General features: G+C 66.5%; 18 protein-coding genes. 3 read left to right on the top strand and 15 right to left on the bottom strand.

Annotated elements, in window-relative coordinates; all coding sequences use genetic code 11:
• Window positions 1-27: 27 nt before the first annotated feature.
• Complete coding sequence (locus N5C18_RS10670) at window positions 28-918, bottom strand: LysR family transcriptional regulator (RefSeq protein WP_279944534.1); 891 nt, start codon at window positions 916-918, stop codon at window positions 28-30.
• A 118-nt stretch (window positions 919-1036) separates the two neighbouring features.
• Between N5C18_RS10670 and N5C18_RS10665 the strand changes: the two genes are divergently transcribed.
• Window positions 1037-1762 carry an SDR family oxidoreductase gene (locus N5C18_RS10665; protein ID WP_053449408.1) on the top strand — a complete coding sequence of 242 codons (726 nt, stop codon included), beginning with the start codon at window positions 1037-1039 and terminating at the stop codon, window positions 1760-1762.
• A gap of 629 nt (window positions 1763-2391) precedes the next feature.
• Here N5C18_RS10665 and N5C18_RS10660 read toward each other — a convergent pair.
• The 6 genes from N5C18_RS10660 to N5C18_RS10635 form a co-directional block, all read right to left on the bottom strand.
• Window positions 2392-3087: an OmpA family lipoprotein gene (locus N5C18_RS10660; RefSeq protein WP_008267948.1), complete on the bottom strand. Its 696-nt coding sequence runs from the start codon at window positions 3085-3087 to the stop codon at window positions 2392-2394.
• Between the two features lie 139 nt (window positions 3088-3226).
• Complete coding sequence (locus N5C18_RS10655) at window positions 3227-4642, bottom strand: deoxyribodipyrimidine photo-lyase (RefSeq protein WP_279944533.1); 1416 nt, start codon at window positions 4640-4642, stop codon at window positions 3227-3229.
• Window positions 4643-4730: 88 nt separating this feature from the next.
• On the bottom strand, window positions 4731-5345 hold the full coding sequence (locus N5C18_RS10650) for an inorganic diphosphatase (RefSeq protein ID WP_197607400.1): 615 nt from the start codon (window positions 5343-5345) through the stop codon (window positions 4731-4733).
• 10 nt (window positions 5346-5355) lie between these two features.
• Complete coding sequence (locus N5C18_RS10645; protein WP_279944532.1) at window positions 5356-6723, bottom strand: metallophosphoesterase family protein; 1368 nt, start codon at window positions 6721-6723, stop codon at window positions 5356-5358.
• Window positions 6720-7835, bottom strand: coding sequence for a phytase (locus tag N5C18_RS10640; RefSeq protein WP_180879862.1), 1116 nt, complete (start codon window positions 7833-7835; stop codon window positions 6720-6722). The genes N5C18_RS10645 and N5C18_RS10640 overlap by 4 nt, the downstream gene beginning before the upstream one ends.
• Window positions 7835-10396, bottom strand: coding sequence for a TonB-dependent receptor (locus N5C18_RS10635; protein WP_279944531.1), 2562 nt, complete (start codon window positions 10394-10396; stop codon window positions 7835-7837). Before N5C18_RS10635 ends, N5C18_RS10640 begins: the two co-directional genes overlap by 1 nt.
• A 156-nt stretch (window positions 10397-10552) precedes the next feature.
• On the opposite strand from N5C18_RS10635, the gene upp reads away from it, so the two are divergent.
• The gene (gene upp / locus N5C18_RS10630; RefSeq protein ID WP_049457648.1) at window positions 10553-11185 is read left to right on the top strand and encodes a uracil phosphoribosyltransferase; all 633 of its coding nucleotides are present in this window, start codon (window positions 10553-10555) and stop codon (window positions 11183-11185) included.
• 60 nt (window positions 11186-11245) lie between these two features.
• Here upp and N5C18_RS10625 read toward each other — a convergent pair whose 3' ends face one another.
• Both N5C18_RS10625 and N5C18_RS10620 read right to left on the bottom strand, forming a co-directional pair.
• Window positions 11246-11725 (bottom strand): SRPBCC family protein, encoded by a 480-nt coding sequence (locus tag N5C18_RS10625; protein ID WP_279944530.1) that lies wholly within the window; start codon window positions 11723-11725, stop codon window positions 11246-11248.
• On the bottom strand, window positions 11706-12131 hold the full coding sequence (locus N5C18_RS10620) for a metalloregulator ArsR/SmtB family transcription factor (protein WP_279944529.1): 426 nt from the start codon (window positions 12129-12131) through the stop codon (window positions 11706-11708). Before N5C18_RS10620 ends, N5C18_RS10625 begins: the two co-directional genes overlap by 20 nt.
• 59 nt (window positions 12132-12190) lie before the next feature.
• Between N5C18_RS10620 and N5C18_RS10615 the strand changes: the two genes are divergently transcribed.
• The gene (locus N5C18_RS10615) at window positions 12191-12484 is read left to right on the top strand and encodes a PsiF family protein (RefSeq protein WP_279944528.1); all 294 of its coding nucleotides are present in this window, start codon (window positions 12191-12193) and stop codon (window positions 12482-12484) included.
• Between the two features lie 84 nt (window positions 12485-12568).
• On the opposite strand, the gene N5C18_RS10610 is transcribed toward N5C18_RS10615, so the two are convergent.
• From N5C18_RS10610 to rsmD, 6 genes are all read right to left on the bottom strand, one after another.
• Window positions 12569-13456: an MBL fold metallo-hydrolase gene (locus N5C18_RS10610; protein ID WP_053449400.1), complete on the bottom strand. Its 888-nt coding sequence runs from the start codon at window positions 13454-13456 to the stop codon at window positions 12569-12571.
• 120 nt (window positions 13457-13576) lie between these two features.
• On the bottom strand, window positions 13577-15307 hold the full coding sequence (gene ggt / locus N5C18_RS10605; RefSeq protein ID WP_279944527.1) for a gamma-glutamyltransferase: 1731 nt from the start codon (window positions 15305-15307) through the stop codon (window positions 13577-13579).
• Complete coding sequence (locus tag N5C18_RS10600) at window positions 15304-15585, bottom strand: YfhL family 4Fe-4S dicluster ferredoxin (protein ID WP_279944526.1); 282 nt, start codon at window positions 15583-15585, stop codon at window positions 15304-15306. Before N5C18_RS10600 ends, ggt begins: the two co-directional genes overlap by 4 nt.
• 131 nt (window positions 15586-15716) lie before the next feature.
• Window positions 15717-16208, bottom strand: a complete 492-nt coding sequence (locus N5C18_RS10595; protein ID WP_006433096.1) for a hypothetical protein — start codon at window positions 16206-16208, stop codon at window positions 15717-15719.
• Between the two features lie 60 nt (window positions 16209-16268).
• Window positions 16269-16778 carry a pantetheine-phosphate adenylyltransferase gene (gene coaD / locus N5C18_RS10590; protein ID WP_006433094.1) on the bottom strand — a complete coding sequence of 170 codons (510 nt, stop codon included), beginning with the start codon at window positions 16776-16778 and terminating at the stop codon, window positions 16269-16271.
• A 26-nt stretch (window positions 16779-16804) separates the two neighbouring features.
• On the bottom strand, window positions 16805-17383 hold the full coding sequence (gene rsmD, locus N5C18_RS10585; RefSeq protein WP_053449398.1) for a 16S rRNA (guanine(966)-N(2))-methyltransferase RsmD: 579 nt from the start codon (window positions 17381-17383) through the stop codon (window positions 16805-16807).
• Window positions 17384-17836: the final 453 nt, after the last annotated feature.

Genomic DNA, 17836 nt, shown 5'->3' with positions numbered 1-17836 from the left:
TTTTGTAGAGTCGAGCCATGCTCGACTCTACAGTTCGGACAGCACGTGCCCGACCAGCGCACGTAGTTTCGGCTCGGCCTGCCGACGGCTGGGGTAATACAGGAAAAAGCCGGCAAACCGCGGGCAATACGCGTCCAGCACGGACACCAGCTCGCCGCGTTGCAGCCACGGCCGCCAGGTCTCTTCCATGCCGATGGCCAGGCCTGCGCCGGCCAAGGCCAGCCTGACCATCACCCCCATGTCGTTGCTGGTGATTTCCGGCTGCACATCGACACTGAACTCACGGCCCCGCTCTTCGAACTCCCAGCGATAGGGCGCCCTGCCCGGCGCACTGCGCCAGCCGATGCAGCGATGCCTGGCCAGTTCCCGTGGGTGCGCCGGCAGCGCATGGGCATCACGATAGCCCGGCGAGCACACCACCAATTGGCGCTGCCGCGCCGATACCGGCACCGCGACCATGTCCTGGGCAATGACCTCGCCCAGACGCACGCCTGCATCGAAGCCCGCGCCGACGATATCGAACGCTTCATCGGTCACGGTGATGTCCAGCTGCAACTCCGGATAGCGCGCAGCGAATGCCGCCAGCATCGGGCCGGCCAGGAACGCCTCGGCAATGGAGGAGACGGCAAGCCGCAGTTGCCCGGACACGACGGCCTGCCGGCGCACGCTGGCCTCCAGCGCATCGCCCAGTTCCGCCAGCGCAGGGCTGACCGATACCAGCAGTGCCTGCCCGGCATCGGTGAGGCTGACGCTGCGGGTCGTGCGCAGCACCAGGGCTACACCGAGCGACTGCTCCAGCTTGGCGATGGTCTGGCTGACCGCCGAACGGGTCACGCCGAGCTGCTCGGCCGCGGCGGTGAAGCTGCGACAGTCAGCCACCCGCTGGAACACCCCCAGAGCGTTGAGATCGATGGCCATTGGTTAGCAAATCTGAACAAGGTGATCAGCAGTCGCCATCTTATCGCGACAAGGTCCGCCGTCTACCGTGGCAATGCCGGGCACACCCCGGCACTCCCTACCCTTCAGAGACACCGCCATGACCCCTTCCCGAACCATCCTGATCACCGGCGCCTCCAGCGGCATCGGCGCCGGCATCGCCCGTTCCCTCGCGCAACCCGGGGCACGCCTGGTACTGGGTGCACGCCGCGTGGATCGTCTGCAGGTGCTGGCCGACGAGCTGCGCCAGCAGGGGGCCGAGGTGCTGGTGCATGCCCTGGACGTGACCCGGCGCGCGCAGGTGGAGGCCTTCGCCGAAGCCGCCCGGCAACGCTTCCGCGCAATCGACGTCATCGTCAACAATGCCGGCGTGATGCCACTGTCGCTGATGGGCTCGCTGAAGGTGGAGGAATGGGACCGGATGATCGACGTGAACATCCGTGGCGTGCTGTACGGCATTGCCGCCGTGCTGCCCGGCATGATCGCCCAGCGCAGCGGCCAGATCATCAACATCGCCTCGGTCGGCGCGCTGTCGGTCGTGCCGACCGCAGCGGTCTACTGCGCGACCAAGTATGCGGTGCGCGCGATTTCCGACGGCCTGCGGCAGGAGCACCGCGAGCTGCGGGTGACCTGCATCCATCCGGGCGTGGTGGAAAGCGAGCTGGCCGACAGCATCACCGATCCGGCCGCCGCCGAGATGATGGTCGGCTACCGCGCGATCGCCCTGCAACCGGATGCGATCGGCCGCGCCGTAAGATTTGCGATCGAACAGCCTGCGGATGTGGACGTGAATGAAATCGTGGTGCGGCCGACGGCGACGGTGTGAGCCGGGCATTCCGCTCTGGTAGAGGTCGAGCTTGCTCGACCGCCTTCTGTAGAGTCGAGCCATGCTCGACTCCATACACGCAGTCGAGCATCGCTCGACTCTACAAAAGCGAAAAAGCACGCGGTCATGCGGTGTGCCGAGCAACGCTCGGCACCCACAAAAATGCCGCCTGCAAGGGCGGCATTTTCGTTCCGGCGGGCAGACTTCCGGTAGATGCCGACCTTGGTCGGCACTGCACGCAAACGCAGCGAACGGGAACGCTATCGGCGTGCCGAGCAAGCTCGGCACCTACTGAAAATGCCGCCTGCAAGGGCGGCATTTTCGTTCCGGCGGGCAGACTTCCGGTAGATGCCGACCTTGGTCGGCGCTGCACGCAAACGCAGCAACCGGAAACGCTGCCGGTGTGCCGAGCAAGCTCGGCACCTACTGAAAATGCCGCCTGCAAGGGCGGCATTTTCGTTCCGGCGGGCAGACTCCCGGTAGATGCCGACCTTGGTCGGCGCTGCACGCAAACGCAGCGAACGGGAACGCCATCGGTGTGCCGAGCAGGCTCGGCACCTACTGAAAATGCCGCCTGCAAGGGCGGCATTTTCGTTCCGGCTGCGCCGGAACAGCAGTAACGCTGCGCGTTACTGCTTGAGCGGAATCACGCGGATCTCGACGCGGCGGTTCTTGGCACGGCCGGCATCGGTACTATTGTCGGCAATCGGGTACGACTTGCCGGCGCCCAGCGTTTCAATGCGCACGCTCTGCACACCCTGGCCGATCAGGTACTGCGCCACCGAGTCGGCACGCTCCTTCGACAGGCGGTTGTTGACCGCATCACTGCCGATGCTGTCGGTGTGGCCGACCACTTCGATCATGGTCTGGTTGTAGTCACGCAGAGTGCCTGCCACGCCATTGAGCGAACCATAGAACTGCGGCTTCAGCGTCGCCTTGCCGAAGTCGAAGGTGATGCCGTCCGGAAGGTTCAGCATGATGTTGTCGCCCTGGCGCTGCACATCGATGCCGGTGTTGGCGGTGCGCTCGCGCAGTGCACGTTCCTGGCGATCCTGGTACTGGCCGACAGCGGCACCACTGAGTGCGCCGATACCGGCGCCGATCAGCGCGTGCTGCCGGCGCTCGGTGGCGCTGTCGCCGGTCAGCAGGCCGGCAGCCACACCGATGGCGGTACCGATCAGCGCGTTGCGGCCGGTGCGGTTCTGCTGCTCGGTCGGGTTGCCGTACTGGTCACTCTGCACATAGGAGCCGCCGGTGGCGCAGGCCGACAGGACGGCCGCACTCATCAGGGCCAGTGCGACGTTGCGGGTGGTGTTGCGGATCATGGGGTTCTCCTTGGTTTCCGGTCGGCCGGCGGCTTGCGGGCGCAAAGAGAATAAACAGCCCGATGCGATGCCGGAATGATGATGCAGAACGCCGACAGGGCCGCGTTCAGCTATCTGACCAGATCACTCAGCCCGCCCTTTACCCCGCTGCCGACTGGCGGTAAGCAGCCAGAGCGGCATCGCGACCCGCCGCCAGGTCCACCAGAGGCGTGCGCGGATAGCCAGGGGCATGCGCCTCCAGCAGCAGCGGATGCTGCCATGGCGCGAAGCGTGCCTTCAGCGGCAGCGCAGCCAGTTCCGGCACCCAGCGCGTGATGTAGCGCGCCTGCGGATCGAATTTCTCGGCCTGGGTCACCGGATTGAACACACGGAAGTACGGCGCGGCATCTGCGCCGGTACCGGCCACCCACTGCCAGCCCATCGTGTTGTTGGCCAGGTCGGCGTCGACCAGGGTGTCCCAGAACCAGCGCGCGCCATGCAACCAGTGCGCACGCAGGTGCTTGCACAGGTAGCTGGCCACGATCATCCGCACCCGGTTGTGCATGTAGCCGGTGTGCCACAGCTCGCGCAGGCCGGCATCGACGATCGGCACGCCGGTGTTGCCACGCTGCCAGTCATGCAGCTGCGCCGCGCTGGGCGTGGCCCACGGGAAGCGATCGAAACGCGGGTTGAGGTTGTCGGTGGGGGTCTTCGGGAAGTGGTGCAGCAGGTGGTAGGCGAAGTCGCGCCAGCCCAGCTGGCGCAGATAGCCGTCGATGTCTGCGTCGGTGCCGGCACTGCGCAGGCCCTCCAGCGCATGGGCGATGCGCCATGGCGCGATCTCGCCGAAGTGCAGGTGCGGCGACATCCGCGACGTTCCGACGCGATCCGGCAGGTCGCGCTGCTCGCGATAGCCGCGCAACGCACCGTCCTCGAACACGGACAACGCCTCCAGCGCGCCGGCCTCGCCCGGCTGCCAGTGCTCCCAGAAACCGGCATCCCAGTCCAGCGCAGGCGAAAGCCGCAGCTCATCCAGCGCAAGGCTGTCGACCGCGTGCGCTGTCAGTGCCTTCGATGCGGCCGTCAGCGCCGGCAGGCGCCAATGGCTGAGTACGTTGCGCCAGTACGGAGTGAATACCTTGTACGGTTGGCCTTGCTGGGTCGCGATGTCCCAGGGTTCGAACAGCAGGCTGCCATTGCAGCTCTGCGCATCGATGCCCTGCTCGCGCAGCGTGCGCTTGATCTCCGCGTCGCGCGGTTGGGTAGCCGGTTCGTACTTGCGGTTCCAGTACACCGCCTCGGCGCCGATCTGTTCGACCAGCGCCTGCAGCGTCGCCAGGCTGTCGCCGCGGCGCAGCACCAGCGACGAGCCGCGCGAGCGCAGGTCGGCATCCAGCGCCGCCAGCGAACGGTGGCGCCACGCGTCGGAGGCCGCGCCCGGCACCCACTCACCTTCCTCGTGCGGCGCGTGGATGTAGACCGGCACCACCTCGTGGCCCGCCTCCAACGCGGCCTGCAGGGCCGGATTGTCCTGCAGCCGCAGGTCACGACGGAACCATAGCAACGCTACCGACACATGCACCGCCTTCGATATGGAAGGCGCACATGATAGCCAGCGACGGTGAAGGTGATGCGTGGGCGGGGCATCCACGCATCGCGTGGATCTACCGGTTGAAGCGCTGCATCGCCTCGCTGATCAATGCCCGTGCTTCGGCAGCGTTGCCCCAGCCATTGAGCTGCACCGGGTTGCGGCCGGCCGGCAGGTCCTTGTAGACCCGGAAGAAGGCCTCGATGCGCTGCCGTTCGATCTCCGGCAGATCGGCCAGATCGCGGATGTTGGCGTAGGTCGGGTCGACCTTGTCGGTCGGCACGCCGATGATCTTCTCGTCGTGCTCGCCGCCATCGATCATCTTCAGGTAGCCGATCGGGCGGAAGCGCACGATCACACCCGGATGCAGCGGCTCGCGGGTCAGCACCAGCGCATCGAGCGGATCGTTGTCACCGGCCAAGGTACGCGGCATCGAACCGTAGTTGGCAGGATAGGCGACCGGCATCGACTGGAAGCGGTCCACGTGCACCAGGCCGTCTTCCTTGATCTCGTACTTGGTGAAGCTGCCGGCCGGAATCTCCACTGCCAGGTTCACTTCGTGCGGCGCCTGCTTCGGCTGGGCCACAAGGAACGGGTGCAGCACGGCATCGGCGGCGGTCACCGCACTGGCCAGCAACAGCAGGGCAGTGCCGATGGCAGCAAGGGGAAGGATACGATAGGGAGTGGTCATCGGTGCGCGCTCATTCCCAGCAACGGTCGGCGCGACCCTTGGCGGTCTGCGAACGGGGGCAGTCGCGCGGCGTGATGCGGCCGTCGGTCAGTTCCGTTCGCGTCTTGCTGCCCTTGGCGTCACGCTGCAGTTCGAAGGCATCGTAGAGACGGCCGGTCACCGTGCGCGCTTCATAGCGCAGGCGCTGCGGGTCGACGTTCAGGACCTGGAACAACTGGGTGTCCTCGGCCACCGGATCCATCGTCCTGCGTGCTTCGTCGGAAAGGCGGTACTGCTTCGGCCCGGCCACAGTCACCACGTACTGCGGCGTCGCAGCGTGTCCTTCACCCCGGCGGCCGTAGGTGTGATCGTGCCCCTGCAGCACCAGATCGACGTTGTGGCGGCGTACCACCGGCAGCAGCACGTCACGCAACGCGGCGTTCTCACGGCCTTCGCGCGGCGAATAGAAAGGCTGGTGCAGCAGCACGAGGGTCCACGGCTGCGGATTGCCGGTCAGCACCTTGTCCAGCCACTGCGCCTGCGCCTTGGCCGTACCCAGGTCGAGTGCCGAGGTGCCATCGACCACGGCCACGCGCACGCCCTGCGCATCGAACCAGTAGCTGGTCTGCTGTGCGGCGGCAGCGCCATTGCCCGGCAACGCGAAGGTCACCGGCCAGTGCTTGCCCAGCACGCGGCGCTCCTGCGGGGTGTCCTCGAACTCCTCGAAGTACTCGTGGTTGCCGATTGCCGGCGCCACCAGCGTTTCCTGCGCCAGCCAGCCGGTAGCCGCAAACCATTCGCCCCACTCGCTGTCGTCCATGTTGTCGCCGCCGCTGACCAGATCGCCGGCAAACAGGCTCATGCGCGCCTGCGGTGCCGCCTTCTGCGCAGCACGCACGACCCGGCTGACATGGCTCACGTTCTTGTTCTGGGTGTCACCGAAGTACAGCAGGGTCAGCGGCTGGTCGGCGGCCGCCAGCGTGCGCAGCTGGTTCCACGCGCTCCAGCTGCCATTGCCCTGCACGCGGTAGACGTACTGGGTATCCGGCTGCAGGCCGCCGATGTCGGCACGATGGTGATGCGACAGCCCGTTTTCGGTCTGCAGTGCGCGCGTCGTCGCACGCACCTGACGGATGCCCTCGATGGCCGGCGAATCTGCAGCCAGCGCGATCTCCAGCAGTGGCGCCTGCACGCTGCCATCGGTACGCCAGGCCACGGCGAAAGCGTGGCTGGGATCAGCCGACGGCGAGGCGACGATGCGGTCCGGCACCGTCGTCGCTGCGTAGTGGCGGCTGCCCGCCGGCACCTGGGTATTCGGCTCGGCCGCCGCGAACGACAGCGACGGCAACGCCAGCATCAGGCCCAGCGCCAGGCCATGCATCATGTGACGCCCGCTCATGCGCCACACTCCAGCGGCAGCGCGAGCTGCTTGGCGATGCTCTCCCAGTCGAACGCCACCACGCCCTGGTCGTCATGCACCGCATACAGCGCACCGTGCGGGAACCGCGCACTGGGCTGCTGCATCATCCAGATGCCATCGGTGTTGGCCACGGTGTTGCCCTGGAACGCGCCCACCGGCTTCAGCGTGTGACGATCGAACAGGTGGAACACGCTGCGCTGCTTGCCCTGCTCGGTGGTGATCCACCAGCCGTCCTTGCCACAGGTGCGCAGGGTCACGCCTTCGGCCTGTGCCTTGAACACGTCGCGGCCGAAGGTGGTGCCGGTGAAGCGGCCGGCCAGGGTGTAGACCTTGAACTCGCTGGCGTAGCTTTCGTCCTCTTCGGCAATCAGCAGGCGATCGTTTTCGGGGTCGCCCCAGATCGATTCGACAACGCGCAGCGCACCGGCCTCGGTGGTATCACCGATGCTGGCCACCAGCGTCGCCTCGACCTTGGCACCGTCGCGGGTCACGTGGTACTGGCGCACGCGCTTGTCCAGTTCAGCCAGCGGCGGCAGGATGTCACGCCCCTGCGCATCCTCGCCGTTGTCCCAGGAGTCGGTGACGTAGACGCTGTAGCCATCGGCCCGGCGGTCGACCCACAGGCCGTACGGCTTGCGCAGGTCGTCCGCAGCGAACGTCGCCAGCGGGGTGAAGTCCGGCAGGCTCAGCACCTGCACGCGGTGATTGTCGCGCTCCACGATCCACAGCAGGTCGTCGGTCACCGCGATGCCGTTTGGGCGGTCGAACTGCCCCTTCGCGGTACCGCTGCTGCCAACGTCACGCAGATGCTGGCCGGTGCTGCCGTCGTAGACCACCAGCTTGTCGGTGGCCTTGGCGGTGGCGATCAGCCACAGCGCTCCGTCCGGTGCACGCCAGGCCGCCGGCGAATCGATGTTGTCGGCCGGCGTCATCGGCGACAGGAACGCCTCGGCGATGGTGGCCACCGCACGCTCGCCGGTGGCCTTCGCTGCCGTCGCGGGCGCCGCCGGATCATTGCCCGTGGCCGGCGTGCAGCCAGCCGCCAGGCTGGCCATCAGTGCGGCAGCCAGGACGGTGATGCCACGCCCCATCACAGCGCCACCTTCAGGCCCAGCGCGTAGGTGCGGCCATACTCTTCCATCTGCAGGGTGCGCGAGCGCGTGCCCTGGTACAGCTCAAGCGGCTTGTCCAGCAGGTTCTGCGCTTCGAAATACATGCTCACGCGCGAGGTGAACTTGTAGTCCAGCGAGAAGTCGAGCTGGGTGTTGGGCGCCACATAGATGTCGAAGGCACGGCCCTTGCCGATGCTGTCCAGGTACTCGCTGCGGTACACCGCCGCCAGTCGCGTGCTCAGGCCATACTTTTCATAGCCGACGTGCGCGCTGTAGACGTGCTTGGAGGCGCGCGGCAGGGTGAAGTCTTCGCCCGCACGATCCTTGATGCCAGCATCGAACGTAGTGTCGAGCCAGGTGCCGCTGGCACCAACCAGCAACCCGTCCAGGCCAGCCGGCAGGAACGCCAGCTGCTGCTGCCAGTTGAACTCCGCACCGCGCACCGTGGCCTTGCGGCCGTTGATCGGTTGGGTCACGTCGAAGCCGCCATAGTCCGGGTCATTGGTGCGCACGGTTTCCACGATGTAACCGTCGATCGATTTGTGGAACAGGCCCAGCGACACGATGCCGGTGCTGCCGATGTACTTCTCCACCGACAGATCGATGTTCTTCGATTCGTAAGGATCCAGCTCCGGATTGCCCAACCGCACTTCCTCGTCACCGCGGCTGTAGCCCACGCGCGGCGAAATGTCACCGAACGAAGGGCGCGAGACGGTCTTGTTGGCCGAAGCGCGCAGCACCCAGTCGTCTGCGGCGTCGTAGCGCAGGTGCAGGCCTGGCAGCACGTTGGTGTAGCTGCTGCCGGCCACGCGCGGGGTGACGGTGAAGCTGCGGCCGTTGGCCGCCACGTCCACCTGGTTGCCGGTGGCCTTGAACTGGGTATTTTCCACGCGCACGCCGCCGATGATGCGCAGTGCGCCGATGTCCCAGGTACCCATCGCGTAGCTGGCGAAGATGTCCTCGCTGGCCACGTAGTCTTCTTCCAGCGAGGTCATTGCATTGCCGCCAAGGTCCTGCGGCCGCGCACTGTACTGGCTGCCATTGGCCGCCCAGAACGCGCGCATCGCGGCCGAATCCATACCGTCACCCATGTTGCCGTGGCGATGCTCCGGCGAGGAGGTGGTCCAGCTCGACAGCGCCACCTTCGGGCCGACGCGCAGCTCGCTCTCATCAACGTTGACGTCGCGGTCGCGCCAGCGGCCCAGCAGGCCGATCTTGATGCTGCCGCTGTCGCCGTCGAAGCGCACGTTGACCTGCGCGCTGTGCTCCTTGTCATTGACCTGCTTGGGCGAGAGCACGAAGCGGTCGAACGCGTAGTTGCCGTTGTCCAGCCACTGCGGGTTGTCGAAGCTGTAGCTGGGCAGGCGGCTGCGCTGGTCCAGGGTGCCGTTGAAGGCCTTGCCGTTGAGCTTGAAGCGGGCCTCCATCTCGTCGTTCACGCGCTCTTCGGTGCGGGTGTAGCCCACCTTGTAATCGACCACGGCATTGGTCAGCTTGTTCTCGCCGCCCAGGCTTGCCGCAAAGGTGTTTTCCTTCTTGGTGCGGTAGCGCATGCGCTTGTCGATCGAATCCTTCGGCATGCCATCCAGGCGGTACTGGTCGGTGCCGGTCTTGACCATCTTCGCGTCGTCGAAGTTGAAGATCACCCGCTGGCGGGTTTCGGCATCGTCGAACTGGCTGTACAGCGTGCGCAGGTAGTACTTGCTGTCTTCGTTCGGGCGCCAGTCGAGGTTGAGGTTGGCACCGATGCGCTTGCGCTCGATCTCGTACTTGCGGTGCTGCAGGTTGATCGCGGTGACGTCGCCAGGTGCGGCATCGTCCTCGCCGTCGTACTCCACTTCGGTGTTGTCCGACTCGAACTTGCGCTTCTGGTAGTTCACGCCCAGTGCCACGCCGAAGGTGTCGTTGAACACTTCGCTGTAGTTGAAAGCGGCCTTGGGGCTGGTCTCGCCGGACAGCTGCTGGTGGCTGCCCTCGATCTTGGCGCGCAGGCTGCGACCGTCGCGGTCGAAGGCCGAGGCCGACTCCACCAGCACCGCGCCACCAATGGCATCGCCCGGCATGTCCGGGGTTGGCGACTTGACCACGCGCAGGCGCTCGGTGGAATCGGACGGGATGACGTCCAGCGGCGCGGCGCGGCTGGAATCCTCCGGCGTGCCAATGGCGATGCCATCGACACTGACGCTGTTGAGGTTGGCGTCCAGGCCGCGGATGACCACGAAGCGGCCTTCGCCCTGGTCACGGGTCACGCTGACGCCCGGCAGGCGCTGCAGCGACTCGGCCACGTTCTTGTCCGGGTACTGGCCCAGCGCATCGGAGGACACGGCGTCCTCGATGGCATCGCTGCTGCGCTTGAGGTCGACCGCGCGGATCTGCGATTCGAGCTGCGCACGCACTTCGATGCGGTCGAGGTCGACCGCGTCGGCGGCCACCGCGCCAGTGGCGGCAACCGCCTGCTGCCCGGCGGCCTGCAGCGGTGCAACCGCCCCCATCGCCAGGGTCAGGGTGATGGCAACGGCCAACGGAGTCTTGATATGCACTGGGAATCCCCATTCCTGTTAAGAATGGGTCTGCACGGTATGTCCGCAAGGTTGCATGGCCATGACATGGATCTGCACATTTGACGAAGCGCGGGTTTGGGTTCGGCCCACCGATCCGGCAAAATGGCGTCCTCTCTCCTTTTCCCCTTCCCGACCATGAAGATCGTCGAAGTGCGCCACCCGCTGGTGCAGCACAAGATCGGCCTGATGCGCAACGCCGCACTCAGCACCAAGGATTTCCGCGAACTGGCCAATGAGCTGGGCACGCTGCTGGCCTACGAGGCCACCGCCGACCTGGACACCGAGCCGCACACCCTGCCCGGCTGGGCCGGCCCGGTCACCGTGCAGCGCATCGCCGGCGCCAAGATCACCGTGGTGCCGATCCTGCGTGCCGGCCTGGGCATGCTCAGCGGCGTGCTGTCGCTGATCCCGGCCGCCCGCGTCAGCGTGGTCGGCCTGCAGCGTGATGAGGAAACCCTGCAGCCGGTGCCCTACTTCGAGCGCCTGACCGGTCGCCTGGAAGAGCGCGATGCGCTGATCCTGGACCCGATGCTGGCCACCGGCGGCACCCTGATCGCCACCATCGACATGCTCAAGCGCGCCGGCGCCCGCCGCATCAAGGGCATCTTCCTGGTCGCCGCGCCGGAGGGCATCGACGCAGTCAAGGCTGTGCACCCGGACGTGGAGATCTACACCGCGGCCATCGACGCCCAGCTCAACGACAAGGGCTACATCCTGCCGGGCCTGGGCGATGCCGGCGACCGCATCTTCGGTACCCGCGTCGGTTGATCCGCTGAACCGGAGTCAGAACCCTTTCGCTGCGAAGGGGATCTGACCCCAGGCACGGCATTACAACCCGGCCGCGAAGGCCTCCAGCTGGCCGATGGCGGTGTTCCAGCCGTCGAAGAAGCCCAGCTGCTCATGCTGGTCGCGCAGCGCCTTGTCCGGATGCATCACCCGCGCGGTGTAACGGCAGCCCTGGCCCTCGTCCTCCATCGTGATGATGGCGGTGAAGCCCAGCCACGGTGACTGCGGGCGCCAGCCCGCGCCCAGCATCGAGGTAAACACCAGGCGCTGCTGCGGTACCACCTCCAGGAAGCTGCCCGGATTGTCACTGCTGCCGCCATCGGGGCCCTGCATGAAGGTGTGGAAGGCCCCGCCAGGGCGCAGGTCGAACGCACGCACCTCGGTGGTCCACGGCTTCGGGCACCACCACTGGCGCAGCAGTTCGGGGTCTGTCCAGGCCCGCCAGAGTGCCGCGCGCGGTGCGTTCAACAAGCGGCTGATGACCAGATCGGTGTCGGGATTGCTACCTGCGTCCACGGCCATGGGCCTGCTCCTGTCGGTGAAGGGTTTCAACAAACGCGACCATGCGGTCGGCGCGCGCTTCCCACACGGCGCGCTGCGCGGCCAGCCATTGCTCGGCCTGCTCCAACCGCGCCGGCACCAGTTCGCAGGTACGTATGCGCCCCTGCTTGTGGCTGCGCACGACGCCGCTGCGTTCCAGCACGGCCAGGTGCTTCATCAGCGAAGGCAACGCCATCTGGAACGGCTCGGCCAGCATCGACACCGTGCACGGCCCCTGCCCCAGCGCGGCTACGATCGCGCAACGGGTGGGGTCGGCCAGCGCGTGGAAGATTTCTTGAATGGCGGGATCATACTTACCCATATGGCTAAGTAATACGCTGATCTGAATGCCGACGCAAGCAGGCGCGACCGGGCAGCGATTCTTCACGTGGCCTTGCGGGCCGGAAGCGAATGCTCCGCGCACCCGCCACCGCCTGGAGCACCCTGATGAAAGCCTCTTTCCTGCTGGCCGCCGTTCTTCTGGTCGGCCTGCCGCTGGCCGCCAACGCCACCACCCCCCAGCAGCAGCGCATGGCCGACTGCTCGGCCAAGAACAAGGGGCTGAAGGGCGACGCCTACAAGACCGCGCAGAGCGCCTGCCTCAGCGGCCACGCCGCCGAAACCAAGGCGGTCAACCCGCAGCAGGAGCGCATGCGCAAGTGCAATGCCGATGCAGGCGCCAAGAAGCTGGCCGGTGATGCACGCAAGACCTTCATGAGCAGCTGCCTGAAGGCGTCGTAATCGTCGCGCCCGGATAGAACGCCATCCACGCATGGCGTGGTTCTACTGCATCAGTGAAAGGCCGGGCATTGCCCGGCCATTTCATTACCCCAATGCGCGCGCCTTCAGTTCACCCTGCTCATGCAGGGTGACGAAACGACCCTTGTCATCGCGACCGAGCTGCGCCAACGCCACCTGCGGATCGTGGGTGAAGAACAGATGCACGTTGCGCGCCAGTTTGTCCTCGAGGAACTGCCGCTTCTCGTCGATCAGCAGCTCGGCATTGCGGTCGTAGCCCATGGTGATCGGCACGTGTACCCATGAGCGGCCCGGAATCAGGTCGGCGCAGAACACCACGCCACCATGCGCGCCCTCGCCGGCATGCGCATGGCCGACGATCTCGGCCAACATCAGCCCTGGCGTGTGGCCATCGCTGTAGCTGAAACGCACGCTGCGCCCCAACGCCTTTGAGTACTCGCCGTCCACCACTTCCAGGCGGCCACTGGCCTGCAGCAGGCCCGGCAGCTCCGGAATGAAGCTGGCCCGATCCCGCGGATGCGGCTGCACGGCGCGCTGCCAGTGCTGTGCGCCCACCACGTAGGTCGCGTTGGGGAACAGCAGCTCGGGCTCCCGCCCTTCGCTCCATGCCGCCAGCAGGCCACCGGCATGATCGAAGTGCAGGTGGCTGAGCACCACCACATCGATGTCCTCGTGTTCGAAACCGGCTTCGCGCAGCGAATCGATCAGCACGTGCTGGCTTTCCTGCACGCCATAGCGCTCGCGCATGCGCGGATCGAAGAACGCGCCGATACCGGTTTCGAACAACACCGTCTTGCCTTCCAGCGGGCTGGCAAGCAGCGCACGGCAGGCCAGCTCGATGCGGTTGAGCTCGTCCGGCGCTGCCCATTTTTCCCATAACGCGCGCGGCGCGTTGCCGAACATCGCACCGCCATCGAGGCGCTGCGAGTTTCCACGAATAGACCAGAGTTTCATGAGTCGATTATCGGCGCCGGCTCGTTAAATAATCGCTAGAAAGGAAACGGAAAACCCCGCCGGCAAAGGCGGGGTTTCGACGATCCAGCCGATTGCCGGCCCGCGGCCGGCACGACCGGATCAGCGCGCTGGCACGACCTGGGCGCTGCCCACCGGGTTGCGCGGGTCGCTGCCGCCGAACAGCGTGTTGGACTTGCGGTCCCATTCCACGGTCTGCAGGTTGCCCCACACATGGCTGGAACCGCGGCCACCGGCAGCAACGTTGCCTGGCAGGTCGATCCTGTGGCCCATCGCCTGCAGCTGCTTCACCGTGCCGGCATCGAACGCATCGTCTTCGGCTTCGATCAGGTCCGGCAGCCACTGGTGGTGGTAACGCGGCAGCGCAGCCACCTGCTGTGCGTCCAGGCCGGCGTCGTAGCCGAGGATGCCCAGCAGCACCATGGTGATGATGCGGCTGCCACCCGGGGTGCCCAGCACCACCACCTTGTCGGCGTTCTCCATGAAGGTGGGCGTCATCGAGCTGAGCATGCGCTTGCCCGCCTTCGGCGCATTGGCTTCATAGCCCATCACGCCGAACGCGTTGGGCGTGCCCGGCTTCAGCGCGAAGTCGTCCATCTCGTTGTTCAGCAGCACGCCGGTGCCCTTCGGAATCAGCCCCGAGCCGTACAGCAGGTTGACGGTCTGGGTGGCACCGACGCGGTTGCCGTCGCGGTCGATGATCGAGAAGTGGGTGGTCTCGTCATCTTCCAGCGGCGTCGGATTGCCCGACAGCAGGTCGCTGGGCGTGGCTTTCTCCGGATGGATGGTGGCCCGCAGGCCCTGCGCGTAATCCTTGCTGGTCAGCACCTTCTGCGGGATCTGCACGAAGTCCGGATCACCCAGGAAGAAGGTGCGGTCGCGGTAGGCGCGGCGCATCGACTCCACCACCAGGTGGGTGCGGTGGGCCGGGTCCATCTTCTTGATGTCCCAGCCTTCGAGGATCTGCAGCATGCTGGCCAGCGCGATGCCACCGGACGACGGCGGCGGCGCCGTGGTGATCTTCCAGCCGTTGTAGTTGAAGACGATCGGTTCGCGCTGCTTCACCCGGTATCCGGCCAGTTCCTCGGCGGTCCACTTGCCTCCGGCCTGCTTCACGCCTTCCAGCAGCAGTCTGCCGGTCTGGCCCCTGTAGAAGCCGTCGAAGCCACCGGCGGCCAGGCGTTCCAGCGTCTGCGCCAGTTCCGGCTGCTTGAACAGATCGCCGGTGGCGATCTGCTTGCCGTTGCGCAGGTAGACCTCGCGGGTGCCGGGGAAGCGCTCCATCACTTCACGGCGCGAGGCATAGCCCTTGGCCATGCGCTCGTACACCGGGAAACCTTCGCGCGCGATGCGGATGGCCGGCTGCAGCGACGCCGACAGCGGCAGCTTGCCATGCTTGGCCGACAGTTCGACCAGCGCCGCAGGCAGGCCCGGAATGCCCGCCGACCAGGCGCCGTTGACCGAGCGGTCACGGTCGAGGTTGCCCTGCTTGTCGAGGAACGCCTGGGGCGTTGCCGCAGCCGGTGCAGTCTCGCGCGCGTCCAGCATCACATCCTTGCCGGTGGCCGCGTCGTGCAGCAGGAAGAAGCCACCGCCGCCCAGCCCGGAACTGATCGGTTCGACCACCGCCAGCGTGGACGATACGGCCACCGCCGCGTCGAAGGCATTGCCGCCCTGCGCCAGGATGTCGATGCCGGCCTGGGTGGCCAGCGCATGGCCACTGGCAATGGCGGCGCCGTCGGGGCGTTCGGCACGGACAGGGCTGTCGGCCCAGGCGATCGGGCTCAGCAGCAGGCCGAGCAGCAACAGCGGACGGACGATCAGCGTCTTCATTCGGATGGGGGCTCCGCATAGAGTTCGGGGTGATCGTGCTGCAGCTGGCGCAGCTTGGCCAGCAGCTGGCCTTCCGTTTCCACGATCTCCGGGTCCGGATCGATGCATTCGACCGGGCAGACGACCACGCACTGTGGCTCGTCGAAATGACCCACGCATTCGGTGCAGCGCGCAGGGTCGATCACGTAGATGGTTTCACCCATCGCAATGGCCTGGTTCGGGCAGGCCGGCTCGCATACGTCGCAGTTGACGCAGAGCTCGTTGATTTTCAGCGACATGGCGATACTCCTCGCCCGCGCCTTGGGACAAGGACCGGCCAGCGCGGGCGCGCGGGCCGGTCAGGTCATCAGCGGCGCGCTTGCGGAGCGCCGCCCGGGCCATGCCGGAGCATGGCCGCCATGGCTCGGTCTTACTTGGCTTCGACGAAAATGTACTCGGCACCGGTCGGCTGGATCGCAGCCTGCACGCGGGCGTTGTCGGCCGACTGGCCGATGAAGACGACGCGCACGCCCTTCATCGAATCCGGCCCCACGTCCTTGAACACGGCCTGGATCATGTCAGCCATCTTGCCCGAGGCCGACGAACCGAAGGCCAGCATGTTGCCCGGCTGCACGCCACGGGCCACGGCCTGGGTCGCGCTCTCGGTCTGGCGCTCGTACTTGGCCTGGAAGTCCGGGTCCGATTCCGGCGAGAGGTAGTACAGGAACGGGCTGTTGGTGATGTTGCCCATGTTCTGGATGGCCACTTCCTGCAGGTACTTCTTCCAGCCTGCATCGTCGTCCTTGGACGGCGCGACCAGCGCCTGCTTGGCTTCGTCGACCGGAGCGGCCTCTTCCTTCTTGCAGGCGGTGAAGGCCAGGGCCAACGAAGCGATCAGCATCGCGCGCATGGTGGTGTTCATGGGTTTCCTCCCGGAATGGTGCGTGGTGGTGTACGTAATGGGGTGCGGGTACAGCGGGACTTACGACTGTGCCGACTTCGCTTCGCGGACCTTGCGCAGGGCTTCGAGCACCGCGGCCGGCACGAAACCGGACACGTCACCGCCCAGGCGCGCGATCTCGCGGACCAGCGAGGACGAAATGAAGCTGTGCTGCTCGGCCGGGGTCAGGAACAGGGTCTCGACCTCGGGGATCAGATGGCGGTTCATGCTGGCCATCTGGAACTCGTATTCGAAGTCGGACACCGCGCGCAGGCCGCGCAGCAGCACCCCCCCCTGAACCGAACGGACGAAATGGGCCAGCAGGGTATCGAAGCCGATGACCTCGACATTGCCGTGGTGGCCCAGTGCGCCGCGGGCCAGCTGCACGCGCTGTTCCAGCGGCAGCGCCGGGCCCTTGGACGGGCTCTGCGCCACGCCGACCACGACCTTTTCGAACAACGGCGCGGCCCGGCTCACCAGGTCGATATGACCATTGGTGATCGGATCGAACGTGCCGGGATAGACGGCAATGCGGCGGTTGGCCACGGTCATGGGCGGATGCAGATGTTCAGATGAAGTCAAAGTGTAGCAGTGGCGCGGCGGTACAGGGCAAAGCGCACCTCACGGGTGCCGCCCTCGCGGTGCAGCAGCCATTCCGCCGGCAGTGACGGGACGTGGCCGGCCGGCGATTCCAGGTACAGCCAGGCATCGGCGGCCAGGTGCCGCGGCAGCTGGGCCAGCACGTCCTGCCACAGGCCATCGGCGAACGGCGGGTCGATGAACACCAGGTCGGCCTGCTGCGCCGGGGCGCTTTGCAGCCAGCGCAGGGCATCGGCCTGGACCACGGTGACCTGGTCTACCGCCTGCAGCTTGGCGACGGCGGCGGACAGGTTGCGCCCGAGCTGGGCATCGCGCTCGACCAGGGTGGCGTGGGCGGCGCCGCGCGAGACGGCCTCCAGGCCCAGCGCGCCGCTGCCGGCGAACAGGTCGAGCACCCGCGCCCCGCCCAGCCGGGGCATCAGCCAGTTGAACAGCGTTTCGCGAACGCGGTCGCTGCTTGGCCGCAGGCCCGGCAGGGTCGGCACCGGCAGGCGGGTATTGCGCCAGCGGCCACCGATGATGCGGACCTGGCCGTCATTGCCACCACGGCCGCTCACCGGCGCCCCCGGCGGGAGGTATTCGAGAATTTCAGCATAAAGGGGATTGTAGTCGTCCGGGCGGCGCCCGGAAGCAGCAGAAGCCACAGCAACGGCCGAAGCAACTTCAAAAGCTGGTTTCCTGTGGGATGGCGGGGTGGGTCCGGTTGAGGGGGGCGCTGCAAGTACGTCCATGTAAGCTCGGTCGCCGCATCCATGCGGCTCACGCCCCCTCAACCGGACCCACCCCGCCTTCGACAGTTTTCTGCGGTCTGTTGGAACCTGCTGCTGATGGTGGGTGCCGACCGTTGGTCGGCACGGGGTCGGATATCGATGTCTGATAGATGTGTCGACCAAGGTCGACACCTACCAACAGCGGGCGTTGCCAGTAGATCCACGCCATGCGTGGATGAATTCACTCGATATCCGACAGATGTGCCGACCAACGGTCGGCACCCACCAACAGCTGCGGGA

The sequence above is a fragment of the Stenotrophomonas sp. GD03930 genome (assembly GCF_029839665.1).
Classification (GTDB): domain Bacteria; phylum Pseudomonadota; class Gammaproteobacteria; order Xanthomonadales; family Xanthomonadaceae; genus Stenotrophomonas; species Stenotrophomonas forensis.
This window is presented reverse-complemented; position numbering and strand designations above follow the sequence as displayed.